Genomic DNA, 16145 nt, shown 5'->3' with positions numbered 1-16145 from the left:
GTAGCAGATTATAGATGAGATACAACTGCTACTGCGCCTATGTTAATCGGGTTACCATGCCCGGCCTCTCGAATCAGAGACGAGCGAAGAATAGCGGTGAGTTTTATGGAGCGCAATACTTAAAGTTGGAAAATTTGAAATATCGAGTTTGGTAATAAATCGTCTTTTAGACCGTCGCCAATAGCAGCTACGAGAGTTAGTCTTGAGCTGGCGATATAGTGGTGATCTTTATTCGGGCGAAAAGTGATTCGCGAAAAAACTGCATAAAATTTCAAATGTGAGTACCCGTCAACAGCAATAATTTCAAACCCAAAGGAGCAAGGTCACCATGAGAGTGATGAAGTGGAGCGCAATCGCCCTGGCAGTTACTGCGGCCAGTACCCAATTGGCATCGGCTGCGGCATTCGTAAGCGATCAGTCCGAAGCAACTGGTTTTGTTGAAGGTAGCAAGCTGGACGTAAAGGCTCGTAACTACTACTACAACCGCGACAAGATGAACGGTGGCGTAGACGACAAAGACTGGACTCAAGGTTTCTGGGCTAATTACAGCTCCGGCTACACCCAAGGCCTGATAGGCGTGGGCGTTGATGCGTTCGGCTATGCCGGCTTCAAACTGGACGGCTCCGACAAGTACTCGGGTTCGGGCAACTTGGTGACCGACAGTAACGGCAAAAACGAAGACAGCTTCGGCAAGGCCGGTGGTGCTGTTAAGTTCCGCGTCTCTAAAACCGAACTGAAAATCGGTGACATGCAGCCACAGAACCCGGTGTTTGCAGTCGGCGGTTCCCGTTTGTTGCCACAAACGGCTACTGGCGTGACCTTGCAGAGCAGCGAAATCAAAGGTCTGGACGTTGAAGCGGGTCGCTTCACTTCCGGTACCAGCCAGGACGAAACCAACCGTAACGGCGATATCTGGGCGACCTACGGTGGCGTGACTTCCAAGTCGGCTACCTACGGTGGCGGTAAGTACTCGATCACCGACAACCTGGGTGTTGGTTTCTACTACAACAAACTGGAAGACGTGTGGAACCAGTACTACGGCAACGTGAACTACGCACTGCCGTTGACCGATGACCAGTCTCTGGCCTTCGACTTCAACTACTACAACACCCAGGACACTGGCAGCAAGAAAGCAGGCGACATCAACAACAACGCCTACTCCCTGTCTGCAGCCTACTCGTTCCTGGCCGCTCATACCCTGACCCTGGCGTTCCAGAAAGTTAACGGTGATACACCGTTCGACTACATCGGTATCGGCGACAACAACCGCGGTGGCGACTCGATCTTCCTGGCGAACTCGATTCAATACTCCGACTTTAACGCCCCGGGTGAGCGCTCGTGGCAAGGTCGTTACGACCTGAACATGGCTCCGTACGGCGTACCTGGTCTGAGCTTCATGGCTCGATATGTAAGCGGTACTAATATAGACGGCACCCACCTAGCCGCTAACTCAACTTATCGGAATTCTGACGGTACGTCGCTCTATGGTTCAAACGGCAGCCACCATGAGACCAACGTTGAAGCCAAATATGTTGTTCAGACTGGTCCGGCAAAAGATCTATCGTTCCGCATCCGTCAAGCGTTTCACCGTGCTAATGCGGATGAAGGCGAAGGTGATATTAATGAGTTCCGGTTGATCGTGGATTATCCGATCTCCGTTTTATAATCGCCTGATGTCAGCGAGTGTGGATGACCGCAGCCGCTGATGATGCAAAGTTTTGGAAAGAGTGACAAAGCCTGAGACCGCATAGGTCTCAGGCTTTTTTATGTGGGTTGGGTCTTTCTTCAACTCGCACGGTCAATCGGATATGGAGTCAGGCGTTGTAACCGCCGTCGGCGTCGATGGTCGTACCAGTGATATACGAAGCGGCGGGGCTAGCAAGGAATAGGATGGGGGCAACGATTTCTTCCAGGCGGCCAAAACGTGGGAAGCACAAGCGCGCAATCAATGGCGCCAAACCTTCGCGCAGATGTGCATTGATATCCGTTTCCATAAAACCGGCGTGAACCACGTTTACGGTGATGCTGCGTTCCGCCAGATCACGAGCGACTCCGCGGGAATACCCATCAATGGCTCCTCGTAGCGCTGCCAAATCGGAGAGGCCAGGCACACCTACACGAGTACCAAGATTCGAGCTGATCATAATAATTCGGCCTTCATCACCGAGTACTTTTGATGCCGCTTGAACGGTAGCCATGAAGCCGCTTAATCCGACTGCCCAAAATCTCTCGAATGCTGAGCTGTCGCGATTGGGGTCATCAACCCGGCCCATCTCGTCGATGGAGGCGTTGTTGATAAGAATGTCAATTCGGCCAAATTTTGCCAAGACCTGGTCGATCAAGGCGTGTGCTGCTGCAGCGTCTGCTTGGTCGGCTTGGAATGCCTCGCCGCGAACACCTTGCGCAGTGACTTGAGCAACCACCGCTTGTGCCTTCTCCGCGGAGTACACATAGCTGATGGCAACGTCTGCACCCTGTTCTGCCAGCGCTTTGGCTGTTGCGGCGCCCAGTCCGCGCGATCCGCCGGTGACGAGTGCTACTTTACCTGCCAATAGTTTTGTCATTTGAATCCGTCGTCGCTCAGTGCTTATTGATGGAGCACAGAGGCTATCTGGATGACCTTGAGCGGAGAATGACCCAGAGACCGATAACACTTATCGGAATGTGGAATGAATTCCGGCGAACGGCAGGGATGGGGGTAGATAACATTGAAAGTGACCACTATGATAACGGTGGTTCTTTGAATCCTCAATCCCTTCGTCCAGGTGAGCTACGCATGAAAGCGATCCAGATAAAAGCATATGGTGACCCTCTCGAAGGCCTCGAGGTGATCGACATCGCCGAGCCTGCTGAACCAGCGGCGGGTGAGGTTTTGATCGGTGTCGAGTTCGCCCCAGTGAACCACAACGACCTGCTACTGTTTGGCGGTAAATTTCCAGTGCATCCGCCGCTTCCAAGCGTCGTAGGTAACGAAGCCGTTGGCATAGTGCTCAAGGTTGGAGGAGGGGTAGACAACGTCAAAGTGGGAGACCGTGTTACGCCACCTCTCTACAGCTTCACCTGGCGCGAGCGCATGACCATTCCCGCCCTTGGACTGTTTGCTTTACCTGATGATGTAGACATTCAACAGTTGGCGATGCTTCGTATTAATCCCCCCCACAGCAGCTCTTTTGTTGAGTGAGTTCGTAGATCTTCAGCCGGGGGACTGGGTGGTTCAGAACTGCGCCAATTCAGGCGTGGGTCGAGCCGTGATTGCCATTGCTAAAGGACGAGGATTTCGTACGGTCAATTTCGTGCGGAGACCGGAGCAGGTTGCTGACGTCGAGGCGGCAGGCGGGAACATCGTACTGGTAGACGAAGGTAATGCAACTGAGCGAGTGCAGGACATGATAGGTGACGGAATCGTGCGCTTGGCCTTGGACGGCGTCAGTGGCGATGCAACTGCCAGATTAGTGAGCGCACTGTCATTGGGTGGCAAGCTGGTGAACTATGCGCAGATGAGTGGTGAGATGTCAGCTCCAGGCGACTTCAGGCCGCTGATGAGAAAGAGCATCACCATGCACAACTTCTATCAGAACAAGAAAGAATATGCGCCGAAAATCCCGACCATATTGCTGGAAGCGGTTGAGTTGATTCGGACTGGTAAGCTCCATGTTCCAGTGGCTAAAGTGTATCCGCTGTCGGCGGTCAAGGAGGCCATCGTCCACACGCGTAACGGCGGTAAGGTTCTGCTGGACATTGGTGGTGCTCGCTGATTCGCTAGAAACAGGAAAAGCGCTCGACCTATACGACAGGTCGAGACGCTCATGCTTTCGGTCAGAAGGTGATACCGAATGCGTTGAAGGCTGTGTCCATGCGATCGTCGAGCAATTCCTTGGTCTCTTTCCAGGCAGGAACCTCATCCAAAAGGCGTTGCTGCCATGCCAACAGGTTGGGGAACTCATCGTATGGGAGCTTGGTTCGAGCCATCTGTGAGAACGGGGCTGCAATGTCGAAGTCAGCTAGTGTCACTTGATCGCCGACGACGAACTTATGTGTCTCGAGATGCTTGTCGAGGACTGCGGCGTTGCTGCGAATGTTTTCCAGAATGAATGCAACCATTGTTGGGTCTTCGGACGCGCCCATGACCCGCTTGCCGATGCGCTCATTGAACAGATAGCCAGAGAATGTACGCCAGTGTTCCGCTGACCAGAACATCCATTTCAGCGTTTCATATCGGGCGCTGCCTTTCGGCAGAAGGGGTGAGTCGAATTTTTCGGCAAGATAAATATTGATTGCAGAGGCTTCGGTAATGACGGTTTCACCATCTACCAATACTGGCACGCGTCCGGCAGGGTTCAAGGCCAAGAACTCTTGTGCGTGGCTCTCCCCTTTGAGCAGGTCAACCGGAATATGCTCAAACTGGATACCCATTTGTTTTGCAGCGGTCAAAACTCGGCGAAAACTGCCGGAACCGATATCACCGTAAATGCTAATCGTCATAATTGCCTTCCTACTGATGGGGTGTGAATTTCTTCAGGGGGGTAAGCCTAACGGAACTGCATCCGACCGTTAATCAGGCTAAAACCGATATAATTTATCGGATTTTGGAATATATAGAATTGTTAGTGGTGAATGTGTGGATCGACTTTTAGCAATGGAAACCTACGTCCGAATTGTAGAATTGGGCAGTTTCTCTAAAACAGCGGTTGAGTTATCAGTAAGTCAGTCCACGGTAAGCAAGCAGATAACAGATTTGGAGAAGCAGCTTCAGGTTAAGCTATTGTCACGTACTACGCGCAGCCTGGTTTTGACGTCTGCGGGTGAAAAGTTTTACGAGCATGCAAAGTTGATACTTGAGCAGTACGCAGTCGCAGTCGGCGATACTGAAGAATCCCAAAGGGCAGTCTCAGGTCGCTTGAGAATTTCCACGCCAATATTATTAGGGCGTAAACAGCTCACACCGCTTTTACCAAAATTTCTTGCTAAATACCCTAATATTATTGTGGAGCATTTTCTAAATGACTCGGAAACGGATTTGATTCGCGATGGGGTCGATATATCTATTAGGGTAGGTGAGCTGAAGGACAGTTCTCATCGAGCCCGCAAGCTTGGGATGCTGCAGCCTGTTACCGTCGCATCACCTGAGTTGCTTAAGCGCGTTCCACCGATTCACCACCCCGACGATCTAGCAGCAGTCCCGTGTCTGATTTACCTTCGCCACACTAATCCATACCAATGGACCTTTACGGGAGCGCATGAAGAAACCTTCTCTGTCAGTGTCGATGGTCCTTATCGCGTTGATGTTTTCGAGGCATTGTGCGATGCCGCTATCGCTGGCGTAGGGGTGCTTCGAGCGCCACTCACGGCTTGTGGTGATGATCTCGCGGCAGGGCGTTTGGTGAGAATTTTGCCCGCCTTTGACTCAGCTTATGTCCCTGTCTATGCCGTCATGCCTTCCACATCATGGATCCCCCGAGCCACGCGGGTGATGGTAGATTTTTTAGTAGAAGAATTTCAGAAGAGTGAATGGCTTAGGTGTCCCTAACCCATCGAGGCGAAGGCTAGGTAATTACAACGGCAACGAATAATCAAAGAGGTGATCCTTGGCGCCTCGCGTTAAGCACACAGTCAGCCCTCGGTCTCGCCCTACGCTCTATTCAGCGCACCAGCGCTCCCTGTATGTATCTCTTGGGAAGCTGGTGGTCTCTGAGCGTGCAGTGTAATCACTTAATTAAGAATCACTCGCTCCAAAATTCCTTGACGTTGAGTTTTTCTAAGGGCTAGTATGGATATTGGTAGCAATCGCTCCAAAATAATCGATAGCGTCGTTGGAGATGTCATGAAAATAGGTATGCTGGGTGCCGGAACAGTTGCACTTTCAATCGCACGCCACGCTATTGAGCAGGGCCATGAAGTTCTCTTAAGCAATCAAAGTGGGCCTGACAAGCTTGCAGATGCGCTTAAAGCCTTGGGACCAAGAGCTTCGTTTGCCGGAATTAACGAAGCTGCGTCTGCGCCTGTCGTACTGCTGGCTACCCCATGGACGACGGTCAAGTCAGTGCTCCAAGGTTTGCCTGCTTGGGACAATCGCATCCTCATAGACGCAACTAATCCCTTCCTCCAAATCGTGCCGGAATGGGTGTTTGATGACTTGGGCGGCCGCGGCGCGAGTGAGGTGGTGGCCGAACTGGTACCAGGCGCTCGAGTGGTCAAAGCCTTTAACAGCCTATTGATGTCTAATTTCAATGACGGTCCAGTGTGTCAAAGCGCCCGTCGCGTCTTGTTCGTCTCTGGAGATGACGCAGAAGCGAAGAATTTTGTCCTAGATTTCATTCAAAAAATGGGGTTTCGAACGATTGATCTCGGCGGGCTAAAGGAGGGTGGAAGGTTGCAGCAGGCGGGTGGGCCGCTCGCTGGTCCAGACTTTCTCCTTCCCGATTAAAGGCATTATCCTGATGTAAGCCTGACACGGCCCTACCGCTGGTGACTGTGATGAAACACTGAATTGGAGTGGTCCCGATGAATTTTACGATTCAGGCACGACTGCGCCAGTGGCTACTTTTTTGCGAAAATTTAGACCGCTTTTTGCTTAGTGTGAAAAGTAGGATTTCTAATTAAGCTAGGCTGAGATCAAATGTCACACTATGTTAGCAGAATGTCAGTTAATTCCTGGACTAAAAGACTCATCATGGCAGTCATGTTGTTACTTTCGCCCCTGATGTGTTCCGCTGCATTGAAATCCAATACTCCAGAGGAAATATGCGGCGTTCTTAAGGATAATCAGCTTCGTGCGGGAGGTTGGGATACAATTCAAGATGATATCGAGGGGTGTTCTAGCACACGTCGCCCGCTATCAAGTAACAGTACTGGTAGCGCTCGTATCACATTTGCTGCGAAGGGTACTGCTGGCGCGGCAACTCAGGTGTCGTTAGTTATTACCGCGATCGCCGATCAAGATAAAGATGCCGCCAGCAGAGAGCTGATAAGAGCTGCCAAAAGGCTTTCAGTCCGTGTGCTGGGAGTCTCCATGCCCCAAAGCATGGTAGGGGCTATTACGAAGGGAATGCCGATGCATTTGCCCGCAGGCACTGGAACGATCGTGCTTATGACAAATATGGCAGGGGACAAGCTCTATGAGATGACTCTAGTGATGGAGTGATCCTTGGGGTACGTCCTGACGCAGCATTGCTTTGCATAGACGGATCGGAATTCAAGCTCTACGGCAGATTGCGGAAGAGTATTTTGACGTGGCTTCACACCGGAATCGGAACAATCCTATCAGCAAATTTTAGTGGAAGTTGGAAGCATGGCCGTTTCGCTCTCCGATAGTGACCATGCCTTCCCTGGCCGTCTCTCTAATCGCTAGAGTGCATTAACTCCGGCGGGACCAGAATTTTGTTGCCATGGCTGACCCTTCCGCCAGAAATTGATTGGTCGCTTGCTCATTCGCAGATCCATCGGCGTTGCGGGTGTAGGCATCGATAAGCGACTGGAACAGGGCCGTGGCCTTTTCGCCTCCAGCCTTGATGCCTGCGTAGTATTCGTCTAGCGAAAGCGATCCGTCTCCCGACGTATCGAAGTTCTTGAACATTGATTTGGCACGACTGGAGTCGACGCCAACGATCGCCAGTTGCTTTGAAAATTGATCAACATCAAGCTTTCCACCTCCCCCCCGGCGCGAACAAAGAGTTGTGGAGCCCATGCTTCGCTCAGAGGCATTTCACTCTTGATATGTCCTTCCGGAATGATGCCAAGCCGCAATGCCTCTACGCCCTCTTCTGGGGTCAGAGTAATTCCTTTTTCCCCTCTGGCGTAAGCAGCTAAACCAGGGAATTTTTTCTCATCGACCGCAGAAGTTTTGGCTGCACTTTCAGACGGTGCCTTCGAGGACGCCTCCGACGGCGCTGAGCTAGCTCCTTGCTCCGTCGAAATTGGATTCTGAGTTGTGCTCAACGTCACGATAGTGGACGGGCGTACCGAAGATTCAGACACCTCTAGTGGTTCTGGCGAAGTGGTAACGAGCGCTCGACTAGCTGGAGACACCGCTTCGGTAGTTACTGCTGTGGAGCCGCTTACGCTTGAAATAGGCATCACAAACCTCCGAGAAAAATGATTAGACCTGGGTCGGCATTTGCATGATTTCCGTCATGTGATCTCACGTCCTCTGCCCGCCTGAGTGGACCTAGGATCAACGCCTGAGCGTGCGTGGTAGACGATGAAATTTTGTTAGCAAATCCGTTGACAGCCTCAGTCCAAAGGCTGATAAAGAGCATATTAGTAGCGAACGCTATCAAATAGAAGCGTGAGGTGTACTCAGCGTCGTGATAGGTCTCCATTGGTGAGCTGGTAGGTTAGTCATGCGGGGCTATGCTTCACCAGGACGGAGGCTGCCGGAGGGGCGACATTCAAACCGGATGATATTTGGCCGAAAGGTAGGTGCTCATGAAAACTGATCCGAACGGCGGCGTGTCGCGTCGCCTGCTCTTGCAATCAGCCCTGCTGTTGGCGGCAGCTGGAAGATCTCGGACTTTGCTCGCGCAGTCCGCACCTGTGCCGGATCCTCGTCCCCCGTTTTCTAAAAGCGCTAAAGGCGCATATGCGGAAAAGCAGGTAGAACGGGAAGGGCACCAGATATACGTTCGCGACTATCCTGGCCGAGGCCCAACCTATGTGATGGTTCATGGGTTTCCGGACAATTGCCGCATCTATGAAGACATTGCGTCACGATTATCCGCCGATGGACATCGAGTTGTTACTTTCGATTTCCTCGGATTCGGCATGTCGGATAAACCGGAAGGTTTCGCTTATAACTTTGCTCAGCAGATGGCTGACCTCAATGCCGTGGTCGATGACCTGAAGCTGGGTAGCGTCATCCCTGTCGGACATGACGCGGGGGGACCTGCGGCAGTGAATTTTGCGCTGGATCATCCTGATCGGGTCACTTCACTAGTTTTGCTCAACTGCTATTACGCCAATTCCCCTGTACTGGCGTTCCCCGACTTCATCGAGCTGTGCTGCAATCCGAAGACCAAATTGTTGGCGCATGCGATGATGAATGATCCCAAACAAGCGGGATATCTCTTCAATTTTCAGCAAGGGTTACTCCTGCAGAATATGACCCCTGCGCTCCGGCAACGCTTTGAGCAGGAGCTTCAACCTATCATTGCTCAAAACTTCACACAGCAACCCGGCGCGATGCCTGCTTTTCTCGCTATGACTGGCGACGCATATGCGAACTTGGCAGCGAATGATTTACGTATCAAGGACATGGGCAATTTCAAAAAGCTAGTGAAGCTGATTTGGGGTGTCTGGGACAAATACCTCAGCAAGCCCGTGGCACTGGATATTGCCAGTCATTTTCCTCACGCCACTTTTGTTGGGCTTGAGGCTGAGCATTGGCCTCAGTTCGACGTACCTGACCAGGTTGTGACGCACATTTTGGCTACCACCTGAATTCTTATGAGGAAGACTTGCCGGCAACCAACATGAGGCTTTCTCTGGTGGCTGTAATGATCTCAGCTGCAAGTTTTGGGTCGGTGGATGTGGTCGCACGAGCCAAGGCGACTGTTCCTACCATGCTGCACATGAAGAACAGGGCGTTACGTCGGGCGTCCTCATCATCGAAATCTTTCGTGAGCACGTCATTCAGAACGCCGGCCATGTCTTGGAGCCCCTGAGTGAATGTGTCCTTAACCGGTGCATCCTGGCTCTTGATCTCCGATGCGTAGGCCGCCATTGGGCATCCATCCGCTGGGTCATCCACGTGCATTGGGGACACATACGAATCAACGATGGTTTTCAAATCGTTGGCTGGATTTGCCCTCATTGCCATCCATGCGCCGTGGCATGTTGAGAAAGCTTTTTGGCAGGCGGCCTGAATGAGCAATGTCTTGGATTTGAAATGCGCATAAAAAGCGCCTTGCGTAAGCCCAGCTTCCTCGCTGATCTGGGCAACGCCAGTCGCAGCAAACCCTTGGGCTTGGAAGAGTTTGGAAGCTGCGGCGATGAGTGCATTACGGTTCAGGATGTTTTGCTCTTTTGAAACCTTCACTCTGTCTCCTTCTGATTCACCGAATTTCTTCAATTAATGGGGGTATTCGTAAGCCGGTTTGCAACCGATCACTATGATAGGCCCGCTTTGGGCACAATCAACAAATTTATCCGGGGTTTTGCTGGGTGCGAAGGTAATGATCAGCCCAACTGAACCGGTCTGATTTTGGGCGTTTTACCGAATGAATCTGAGGCTTTGGGTCTGAGCACTGATGCGGGGGATATGACACTGACCCGCTCAAGCGGATTTGTTCGTAACGACCACATTCTTGGACACTTCCGGATATGGACCTTTACAGGAAGTGTATGCGAGCAGCACTCGTGCATACCGTCGTTCGAGGAGCAATACCCCAACCACGGCAGAACACTGCCGATTCTTGTTATGGCGATTTCGCCTGATGGAGTACCAATCATGATTGATGAAAACGGTCCCCACTATTTTGTCGCGTTCCAGACTCCTGGTCCAAAGTGGGTCCAAGGAGTGAAATACAATGAGCAGCCCGAGTTCATGGACCATGTCAATTACATGGTCCAGATGCAGGAGAAGGGGATGACGGTGCTAAGCGGGCCGTTCATGGAGAAGGCGGGCGGTCTGAATGGCGTGCTAGCTGACGGCGGAATGACCATATTCAAAGCGGCAAATCTTGATGAGGCTATAAAAATCGGCACCGATGACCCGACAGTTAAGTCGGGAATGCTTAATGTCGAAGTCAAGATGATGTGGGTACCGTTCCACTCCTGACATGTGTCGTTGCTGAGAGAGGTATGGCCATTTCGCTACAGAACTTTGAGGGGACGGAGTTGGCGCTTGGTGGTGTCCGCCCCTCTCATTTCACCGCGGCTTTCTTCAGGTCAGGAAAAACTGACACCGCAATATCTGCGATGGCTAACAGCTGATCTGGGGTTGCGCCGTCACGCGCGCGAACTGCCAGTCCTCGCGACAATGCATTAAAAAAGTCCGCCATAGCCTTCACGTCAGTGTCGGGCGCCAGGTCACCGTCCTCAACGCCTTTCTGAACTCTTGCCTCCATGGCTGCGCCCGATGCCGCACGATGCTCGGCCATCATGTCTCGAACTGAATGAAGTGCAGGCGGCACGTGTACGCATGCCAGAGAAATCATGCACCCAGTAGGCATGTCTCCTCTGGTGAACTCGGTAGCGGTGGCTTTCAGGAGGCGATGGAAGGCCGTACGAGTGTCGGTATTGGCGTTCAGAATCCCAAGAAACCACTCACCCGAAGCGGTCAGATAGGCGTCAGTCGCTTCGGCGTAAAGCTGTTCCTTGCTCCCAAAGGAGTTGTAAAAGCTGGATGGACTTATCCCCATCGCGGCAGTCAATGCGTCGAAAGATGTCCCCTCATAACCAGATTCCCAGAACAATTTCATCGCCTGCTTTACCGCTGTTGCCCTGTCAAAAGAAGAAGGCCGGCCGCGACTGCGTTTTTTTACCTCTGATGTTTTTGTCTCCATCGCTCCAATATTCCTTGACGAATGGTTTTTCATAGTCCTAGTATCGCATATAGGAGTGCTCACTCCAAAAATATTTAACAATGAAAACGGGCAGGGGGATATTTCAGATGAAAAGCATCATACATCGCCATTATGGCTCGCCGTTGTCTGTCCTAGCTGTTGAAGACTTACCTGAGATCACCGAGTTACCAGCGGGCTCTGTTCGAATCCGCGTACTGCTGAGCCCCATTCACCAAGGGGATCTCCAAGGTATAGCCGGTTCGCCTGCTGCCGGTTCAGTTTCGCCAATCAGTGAGTTGGGACGTGGTCCAGGCGTGGAGGGTGTAGGCGTTGTCGTTGACCTGGGTTCAGCTGTGGACCCTGCGCTGGGGCTCTCGGTGGGTGTCCGCGTCGCCTTTTTTCCGGTCAGCGGTGGGTGGAAAGATACGGTGATAATCCCCGCGACTGCGACCGTTGTCGTCCCCGAAGATGTAACTGATCAGGTCGCTGCGCAGATGCTGGTGAATACCATCACCGCACGGATGCTAATGCGTGCCGGGCATAACTCGTTGTCCGCAGACAAATTAAAGGATGTGGTCGTGCTTCAAACCGGAGCCGGATCTGCGGTGGGGAAATTACTCAGCAAGCTGCTGATCGACGCTGGAGTAACTCCGATACGACTGGTCCGCAGTGCTCAGAGCGCGCAGATCTTGAATACTGTGTTACCAGGCTCTCCGATCGTCTCTACCGATAACTCCAACTGGAAATCGCTCGTCAAGCACCACGCCGACGGGCGAAAAATCCACGTCGCCCTGGATGGTGTTGGCGGCTCGCTGCTGGCCGAGATTGCCACGCTTGTTGAACCTCAGGCGACCATCGTCAATTTCGGCACACTCGGTGGAGAAACGACAGACATCCGATGGTTCGTGCCACGAGCGCTCGTGCTTAAGGGTGTTTCCATTGCTTATTGGGCGGGTGAACCGGCTGATCTCCGTAATGCGGATATTGAAGCCGCTCTTGGACTGGCCCAATCCAGTCCTGAACTCTTCGAGCTAGGTGGCGAGTACGCCCCATCGGAGCTCGAGAGTGCAATTCAGCATGTCATTGATCGAAAACACGGTACCGCTTTTTTCTCCTTCCGTACCTGAGGCGAGCCATCGCAAATCCTCGTTCTGCAGGTCAACTCCACAACTCTTTTCGTCATAGGAAGCATTTGCCGTCAGATGAGACTGGCAAGCGGTTCATCTCCAACTGCGGTGTTTTCTACGTTTCTCAATTCATCGGCTTATTCGGCCTTCATCAGGAAAGCTTTGCATGCGTGCGATTCTAAATTTTGCATTTGGAGAACCCACTCAAACCCTGAAACTTGTCGACCTGCCTGAGCCTGAAGAACCCGAGGCTGATGAGGTATTGGTGGCAATGGAATTTGCACCCATCAATGGCAATGACCTGCTGGTTGTCAAAGGGGTCTTCGCCTTTAGGCCTCAACTGCCAGCGGTTGCTGGAAATGAAGGCGTGGCGAAGGTCCTCGCGGTCGGCCAGGGCGTGACTAACGTTCGTGTAGGCGATCGTGTGTTGCCTCCACTCTACGGATCGACCTGGGTAGAACGTCTGGTGATTCCCGCCAAGGGCCTTTTCGCATTACCCGAAGAGGTTGATCCACAACAGCTCGCCATGCTGCGGATTAATCCGCCGACTGCTGCGTTGCTGTTGAGTCAGTTCGTAGACCTGCAACCAGGCGACTGGATCATTCAGAACGCGGCAAATTCGGGTGTTGGCCGCGCAGTTATGGCCATCGCGAAGTCTCGTGGATTGAAGTCCATCAATCTTGTGCGACGCCCGGAATTGATCGAAGAATTACAGGCGAGCGGGGGAGACGTCGTGCTCTTGGATGAACCGGGTTCCGCACAGAAAGCTTCCGCGCATGTGGGTGATGGCAAGGTCCGCCTCGCCATCGACGGCATCAGTGGAATCGCAGGGGCAAGTCTCATCCACTATCTATCACCCGGCGCGACATTAGTGACCTACGCTCTGATGAGCGGGGAGTTCACTGTACCCGTCAACGTCATGGATACGATCTTCAAACGCATCACAGTGAGGGGTTTTTTCCAGAGCCATCCTCAATACGATGCGCTAATTCCCGACGCGCTCAAGGGGGCTGCGCAGCTCCTTGCTGATGGTCTCTTGCATGCGCCAGTTGCTGCCGTTTATCCGATGTCCGAGATCAAGCAAGCCGTCGCACACGCCGAACGAGGCGGAAAGGTCTTGCTCGATATTCAGGCGAGTTGAGCACTGCGTAGTTGCTTCAAAACCGAATCCATTTCATCCCTTGAGCGGCGCTGGTACAGGCCGCTTTTTTTGTCTTGCGTCCAGTTATTGAAAGGGCCTTCGCGCTCTCAAAACGTCGTCAGGCATGTTACTGCTCTCGATTAAATACCATCGCTTTCTGCCTTGACACATTGATAGTGATCACCTTCAATGTAATCGTGTGGTCGTCTTCCCAGGCTCTGCGACAGAGCTTAAGTGTGGGAACTCCTGAAGGGGTTATCAATATGCGAGCTGTTCTTCGCTACGCTTGCGCTTCAGCAGGAGCTCTCGTTCCGGCAGTTTTGCCTGAGCCACCATTACCTGGTTCCGGCGAAGTATTGATCTCCATGGAGTTTGCACCCGTCCGCATTGAGGATTTGGCTTTCCAAGCGAGCCCAGTCAATACGTCGGGCCATTTTCCTACGTTGGTAGGTGTTGACGGGGTTGGCCGAGTGATCGCAGTTGGCGGTCAAATCGAAAACGTCCGGGTGGGCGACCGTGTTTTTATTCCGCAGGGTGTGCATACGTGGCGGCAACGATTGGTCGTAGCTGCCGATGGCTTGTATGCGCTTCCCAGGACCATTGACCCACGCCATTTGGCCATGTTGTTGAGGCGCCCTAGTGCGGCTGTATCAGGCGGGGCTCGAAGCAACTCCCTAGATTTTCAACTTCGGTCCCTTCGCCGCAAAATCGCGCTGGTTGTACATGGACGATTGAAAATGCCCGCGCCCAAAGTTTTTCCGTTATGGAGGATTGCGGAGGCAGTTGAGGAGGTACGCGGCGGAGCGCGCGTTCTTCTTGATCTACAAGCTGCACCGAGATCCGTTCAAGAAAACCAAGCCCGGTGGCGTGGTTTTCAAACTCGCGATTTGAGGTAGCGCCAAGTAGCCCAGAAAGCCTTACTTAATAAGCGCACTGCGGGCTAGTTTTCTGACGAATAAAAGGATTTGAGTATGAGTCACATTGCCGGGCCGCGACTTTACGCACGCAAGGCGTGTGAGGCGGTGCTCTTTGTTTGCTAGCCCAAGGATGACATACGAGACGGATGAATCACTGCCGAAGGTCCGGCGCACGCTGGGACAGCGCATGGTGCTCATCACTCTGGTCTTCTGTGGGTTATTCACCGTAGGTGCGGTAGCCGTGCGTACGTGGTTTGCCTGGAGCAGTAATTTTCGAAACATGCAGATTGAGCTGCAGTTGATCGACCAAGTGTTTCAGGGCTCGCTGTCAAAAGCGGTCTGGGAGATGGATGACAAGTCCATTGCGGCGCAGCTCGACAGCGTGGCATTGGCATCCTCTTTAGGACGCGTACAGCTCCGGATACTTAAACCTGGACGTTCACCTGCATTGCTGGAGCATCGAGCGCCGACGTTCACCGAGTCGGATCTGGTTCCCAAACTGACTCGGGACCTGGTGGTGTCGCCATACGAAGGTGTCTCCGAAAAGGTTGGAGACCTTACAATCGAAGGGAGTGAGGAGGTGTTGTGGGCACGCCTATGGCAAGAGGTAGTCAGCATTATCCTCACGCAGATGTTGCAATCGCTTGCGTTGGCCGTGCTGATCATGGCGATCTTTAATCGCTCGGTGACGACCCACGTTCGCAAGATCGCAATCCACCTTGGCCGGATTTCCGCAAATACTCTCGACCAGAAATTGGTGCTTGATCGTCCATCGTCTGTCGAAGATGAGCTCACGCTGCTAAAAATCGGCGTGAACGATCTGCAGGACAAGCTGGCTGCCTATCTGGTACGGCAACGTGCTGACGAACAGGCGATGGCGGACAGTCATGCGCGGCTTGCCGATCTGGTAAGGGAGCGCACTTCGGAACTGGAAGAGCTCAACAGGCGGCTCGAAGATCTGACCCGTAGAGATCCATTGACGGGTCTTGCCAACAGGCGGCAGTTCGAAGAGATGAAGGTGCAGGAGTTCGACCTGGCCAAAGAGAGGAGGTCTCCTCTATCGGTGCTCATGTGTGACGTCGATTTCTTCAAGCTCTATAACGACACACTTGGACACGGGAAGGGCGATGAATGTCTGAAGATTGTGTCTCGAGTTATTCAGTCGGTGGTGAATCGAAAAACCGATGTGGCAGCTCGGTATGGTGGTGAGGAATTCGCGCTACTGTTGCCAGGTATTGGGGTTGCTGAAGCTCAACTGTTGGCGGACAGAATTCGAGACAGGCTGAAAGAGAGAAGTGTCGCGCACCCAGCGTCACCAACTTCAGAATTCGTCACACTAAGCATCGGCATAGCTGGTCTCAATCATTTCACGACAACCAGCTTCGATGAGCTGTTGAAGCAGGCAGACGATGCACTCTACCGTGCCAAAAAGCAGGGGCGCGACCGGGTTAGTTTCTAA

Annotated in this window: 17 protein-coding genes; 12 read left to right on the top strand and 5 right to left on the bottom strand. The window is 52.6% G+C overall.

Going from position 1 to position 16145, the window contains the following annotated elements; genetic code table 11:
* The first annotated feature begins 328 nt into the window (after window positions 1–328).
* Complete coding sequence (locus AB4N84_RS02165) at window positions 329–1666, top strand: OprD family porin (RefSeq protein ID WP_460045074.1); 1338 nt, start codon at window positions 329–331, stop codon at window positions 1664–1666.
* A 148-nt stretch (window positions 1667–1814) separates the two neighbouring features.
* On the opposite strand, the gene AB4N84_RS02160 is transcribed toward AB4N84_RS02165, so the two are convergent.
* Window positions 1815–2564: an SDR family NAD(P)-dependent oxidoreductase gene (locus AB4N84_RS02160; RefSeq protein WP_460045073.1), complete on the bottom strand. Its 750-nt coding sequence runs from the start codon at window positions 2562–2564 to the stop codon at window positions 1815–1817.
* A gap of 212 nt (window positions 2565–2776) precedes the next feature.
* Between AB4N84_RS02160 and AB4N84_RS02155 the strand changes: the two genes are divergently transcribed.
* Window positions 2777–3181 (top strand): alcohol dehydrogenase catalytic domain-containing protein, encoded by a 405-nt coding sequence (locus tag AB4N84_RS02155; RefSeq protein WP_460045072.1) that lies wholly within the window; start codon window positions 2777–2779, stop codon window positions 3179–3181.
* The gene (locus tag AB4N84_RS02150) at window positions 3174–3755 is read left to right on the top strand and encodes a zinc-binding dehydrogenase (protein ID WP_460045071.1); all 582 of its coding nucleotides are present in this window, start codon (window positions 3174–3176) and stop codon (window positions 3753–3755) included. Before AB4N84_RS02155 ends, AB4N84_RS02150 begins: the two co-directional genes overlap by 8 nt.
* A 61-nt stretch (window positions 3756–3816) precedes the next feature.
* Here AB4N84_RS02150 and AB4N84_RS02145 read toward each other — a convergent pair whose 3' ends face one another.
* Window positions 3817–4482, bottom strand: coding sequence for a glutathione S-transferase family protein (locus tag AB4N84_RS02145; protein ID WP_460045070.1), 666 nt, complete (start codon window positions 4480–4482; stop codon window positions 3817–3819).
* A gap of 154 nt (window positions 4483–4636) precedes the next feature.
* Here AB4N84_RS02145 and AB4N84_RS02140 point away from each other — a divergent pair, with 154 nt between their 5' ends.
* The 3 genes from AB4N84_RS02140 to AB4N84_RS02130 all read left to right on the top strand — a co-directional run bounded on the left by AB4N84_RS02140 (window position 4637) and on the right by AB4N84_RS02130 (window position 7141).
* Window positions 4637–5527, top strand: coding sequence for a LysR family transcriptional regulator (locus AB4N84_RS02140; RefSeq protein ID WP_460045069.1), 891 nt, complete (start codon window positions 4637–4639; stop codon window positions 5525–5527).
* A 294-nt stretch (window positions 5528–5821) separates the two neighbouring features.
* Window positions 5822–6424, top strand: coding sequence for an NADPH-dependent F420 reductase (locus AB4N84_RS02135; protein WP_460045068.1), 603 nt, complete (start codon window positions 5822–5824; stop codon window positions 6422–6424).
* Between the two features lie 246 nt (window positions 6425–6670).
* Window positions 6671–7141, top strand: coding sequence for a hypothetical protein (locus AB4N84_RS02130; RefSeq protein ID WP_460045066.1), 471 nt, complete (start codon window positions 6671–6673; stop codon window positions 7139–7141).
* 213 nt (window positions 7142–7354) lie between these two features.
* Here the strand turns inward: AB4N84_RS02130 and AB4N84_RS02125 are convergent, their stop codons facing one another.
* Window positions 7355–7684: an EF-hand domain-containing protein gene (locus AB4N84_RS02125; RefSeq protein ID WP_460045064.1), complete on the bottom strand. Its 330-nt coding sequence runs from the start codon at window positions 7682–7684 to the stop codon at window positions 7355–7357.
* Between the two features lie 740 nt (window positions 7685–8424).
* Between AB4N84_RS02125 and AB4N84_RS02120 the strand changes: the two genes are divergently transcribed.
* Window positions 8425–9435 carry an alpha/beta fold hydrolase gene (locus tag AB4N84_RS02120; protein WP_460045063.1) on the top strand — a complete coding sequence of 337 codons (1011 nt, stop codon included), beginning with the start codon at window positions 8425–8427 and terminating at the stop codon, window positions 9433–9435.
* Window positions 9436–9439: 4 nt separating this feature from the next.
* Here AB4N84_RS02120 and AB4N84_RS02115 read toward each other — a convergent pair whose 3' ends face one another.
* Complete coding sequence (locus AB4N84_RS02115; protein ID WP_460045061.1) at window positions 9440–10033, bottom strand: TetR/AcrR family transcriptional regulator; 594 nt, start codon at window positions 10031–10033, stop codon at window positions 9440–9442.
* Between the two features lie 411 nt (window positions 10034–10444).
* Between AB4N84_RS02115 and AB4N84_RS02110 the strand changes: the two genes are divergently transcribed.
* Entirely contained in the window at window positions 10445–10774 is a 330-nt protein-coding gene (locus AB4N84_RS02110; protein WP_460045060.1) for a YciI family protein, read from the top strand.
* A gap of 85 nt (window positions 10775–10859) precedes the next feature.
* Here AB4N84_RS02110 and AB4N84_RS02105 read toward each other — a convergent pair whose 3' ends face one another.
* Entirely contained in the window at window positions 10860–11501 is a 642-nt protein-coding gene (locus AB4N84_RS02105) for a TetR/AcrR family transcriptional regulator (RefSeq protein ID WP_460045058.1), read from the bottom strand.
* Window positions 11502–11608: 107 nt separating this feature from the next.
* On the opposite strand from AB4N84_RS02105, the gene AB4N84_RS02100 reads away from it, so the two are divergent.
* From AB4N84_RS02100 to AB4N84_RS02085, 4 genes are all read left to right on the top strand, one after another.
* A complete protein-coding gene (locus AB4N84_RS02100) occupies window positions 11609–12628 on the top strand; it encodes an MDR/zinc-dependent alcohol dehydrogenase-like family protein (RefSeq protein ID WP_460045057.1) in 1020 nt (339 codons plus the stop codon).
* A 166-nt stretch (window positions 12629–12794) separates the two neighbouring features.
* On the top strand, window positions 12795–13769 hold the full coding sequence (locus AB4N84_RS02095; RefSeq protein ID WP_460045056.1) for a zinc-dependent alcohol dehydrogenase family protein: 975 nt from the start codon (window positions 12795–12797) through the stop codon (window positions 13767–13769).
* A 395-nt stretch (window positions 13770–14164) separates the two neighbouring features.
* Complete coding sequence (locus AB4N84_RS02090) at window positions 14165–14665, top strand: alcohol dehydrogenase catalytic domain-containing protein (RefSeq protein WP_460046920.1); 501 nt, start codon at window positions 14165–14167, stop codon at window positions 14663–14665.
* 208 nt (window positions 14666–14873) lie between these two features.
* Window positions 14874–16145, top strand: a complete 1272-nt coding sequence (locus AB4N84_RS02085; RefSeq protein WP_460045054.1) for a GGDEF domain-containing protein — start codon at window positions 14874–14876, stop codon at window positions 16143–16145.

Source organism: Pseudomonas sp. S2_H01 (assembly GCF_054668305.1).
Note: the sequence above shows the minus strand (reverse complement) of the source record. Positions and strands in the feature narration are given on the sequence as shown.

Coding starts and splice junctions, on each gene's coding strand:
- AB4N84_RS02145 (WP_460045070.1), bottom strand. CDS start 4,482: ATGACGATTAGCATTTACGGTGATATCGGTTCCGGCAGTTTTCGCCGA.
- AB4N84_RS02085 (WP_460045054.1), top strand. CDS start 14,874: ATGGTGCTCATCACTCTGGTCTTCTGTGGGTTATTCACCGTAGGTGCG.
- AB4N84_RS02140 (WP_460045069.1), top strand. CDS start 4,637: ATGGAAACCTACGTCCGAATTGTAGAATTGGGCAGTTTCTCTAAAACA.
- AB4N84_RS02120 (WP_460045063.1), top strand. CDS start 8,425: ATGAAAACTGATCCGAACGGCGGCGTGTCGCGTCGCCTGCTCTTGCAA.
- AB4N84_RS02135 (WP_460045068.1), top strand. CDS start 5,822: ATGAAAATAGGTATGCTGGGTGCCGGAACAGTTGCACTTTCAATCGCA.
- AB4N84_RS02130 (WP_460045066.1), top strand. CDS start 6,671: ATGGCAGTCATGTTGTTACTTTCGCCCCTGATGTGTTCCGCTGCATTG.
- AB4N84_RS02155 (WP_460045072.1), top strand. CDS start 2,777: ATGAAAGCGATCCAGATAAAAGCATATGGTGACCCTCTCGAAGGCCTC.
- AB4N84_RS02105 (WP_460045058.1), bottom strand. CDS start 11,501: ATGGAGACAAAAACATCAGAGGTAAAAAAACGCAGTCGCGGCCGGCCT.
- AB4N84_RS02110 (WP_460045060.1), top strand. CDS start 10,445: ATGATTGATGAAAACGGTCCCCACTATTTTGTCGCGTTCCAGACTCCT.
- AB4N84_RS02125 (WP_460045064.1), bottom strand. CDS start 7,684: ATGGGCTCCACAACTCTTTGTTCGCGCCGGGGGGGAGGTGGAAAGCTT.
- AB4N84_RS02095 (WP_460045056.1), top strand. CDS start 12,795: ATGCGTGCGATTCTAAATTTTGCATTTGGAGAACCCACTCAAACCCTG.
- AB4N84_RS02100 (WP_460045057.1), top strand. CDS start 11,609: ATGAAAAGCATCATACATCGCCATTATGGCTCGCCGTTGTCTGTCCTA.
- AB4N84_RS02165 (WP_460045074.1), top strand. CDS start 329: ATGAGAGTGATGAAGTGGAGCGCAATCGCCCTGGCAGTTACTGCGGCC.
- AB4N84_RS02160 (WP_460045073.1), bottom strand. CDS start 2,564: ATGACAAAACTATTGGCAGGTAAAGTAGCACTCGTCACCGGCGGATCG.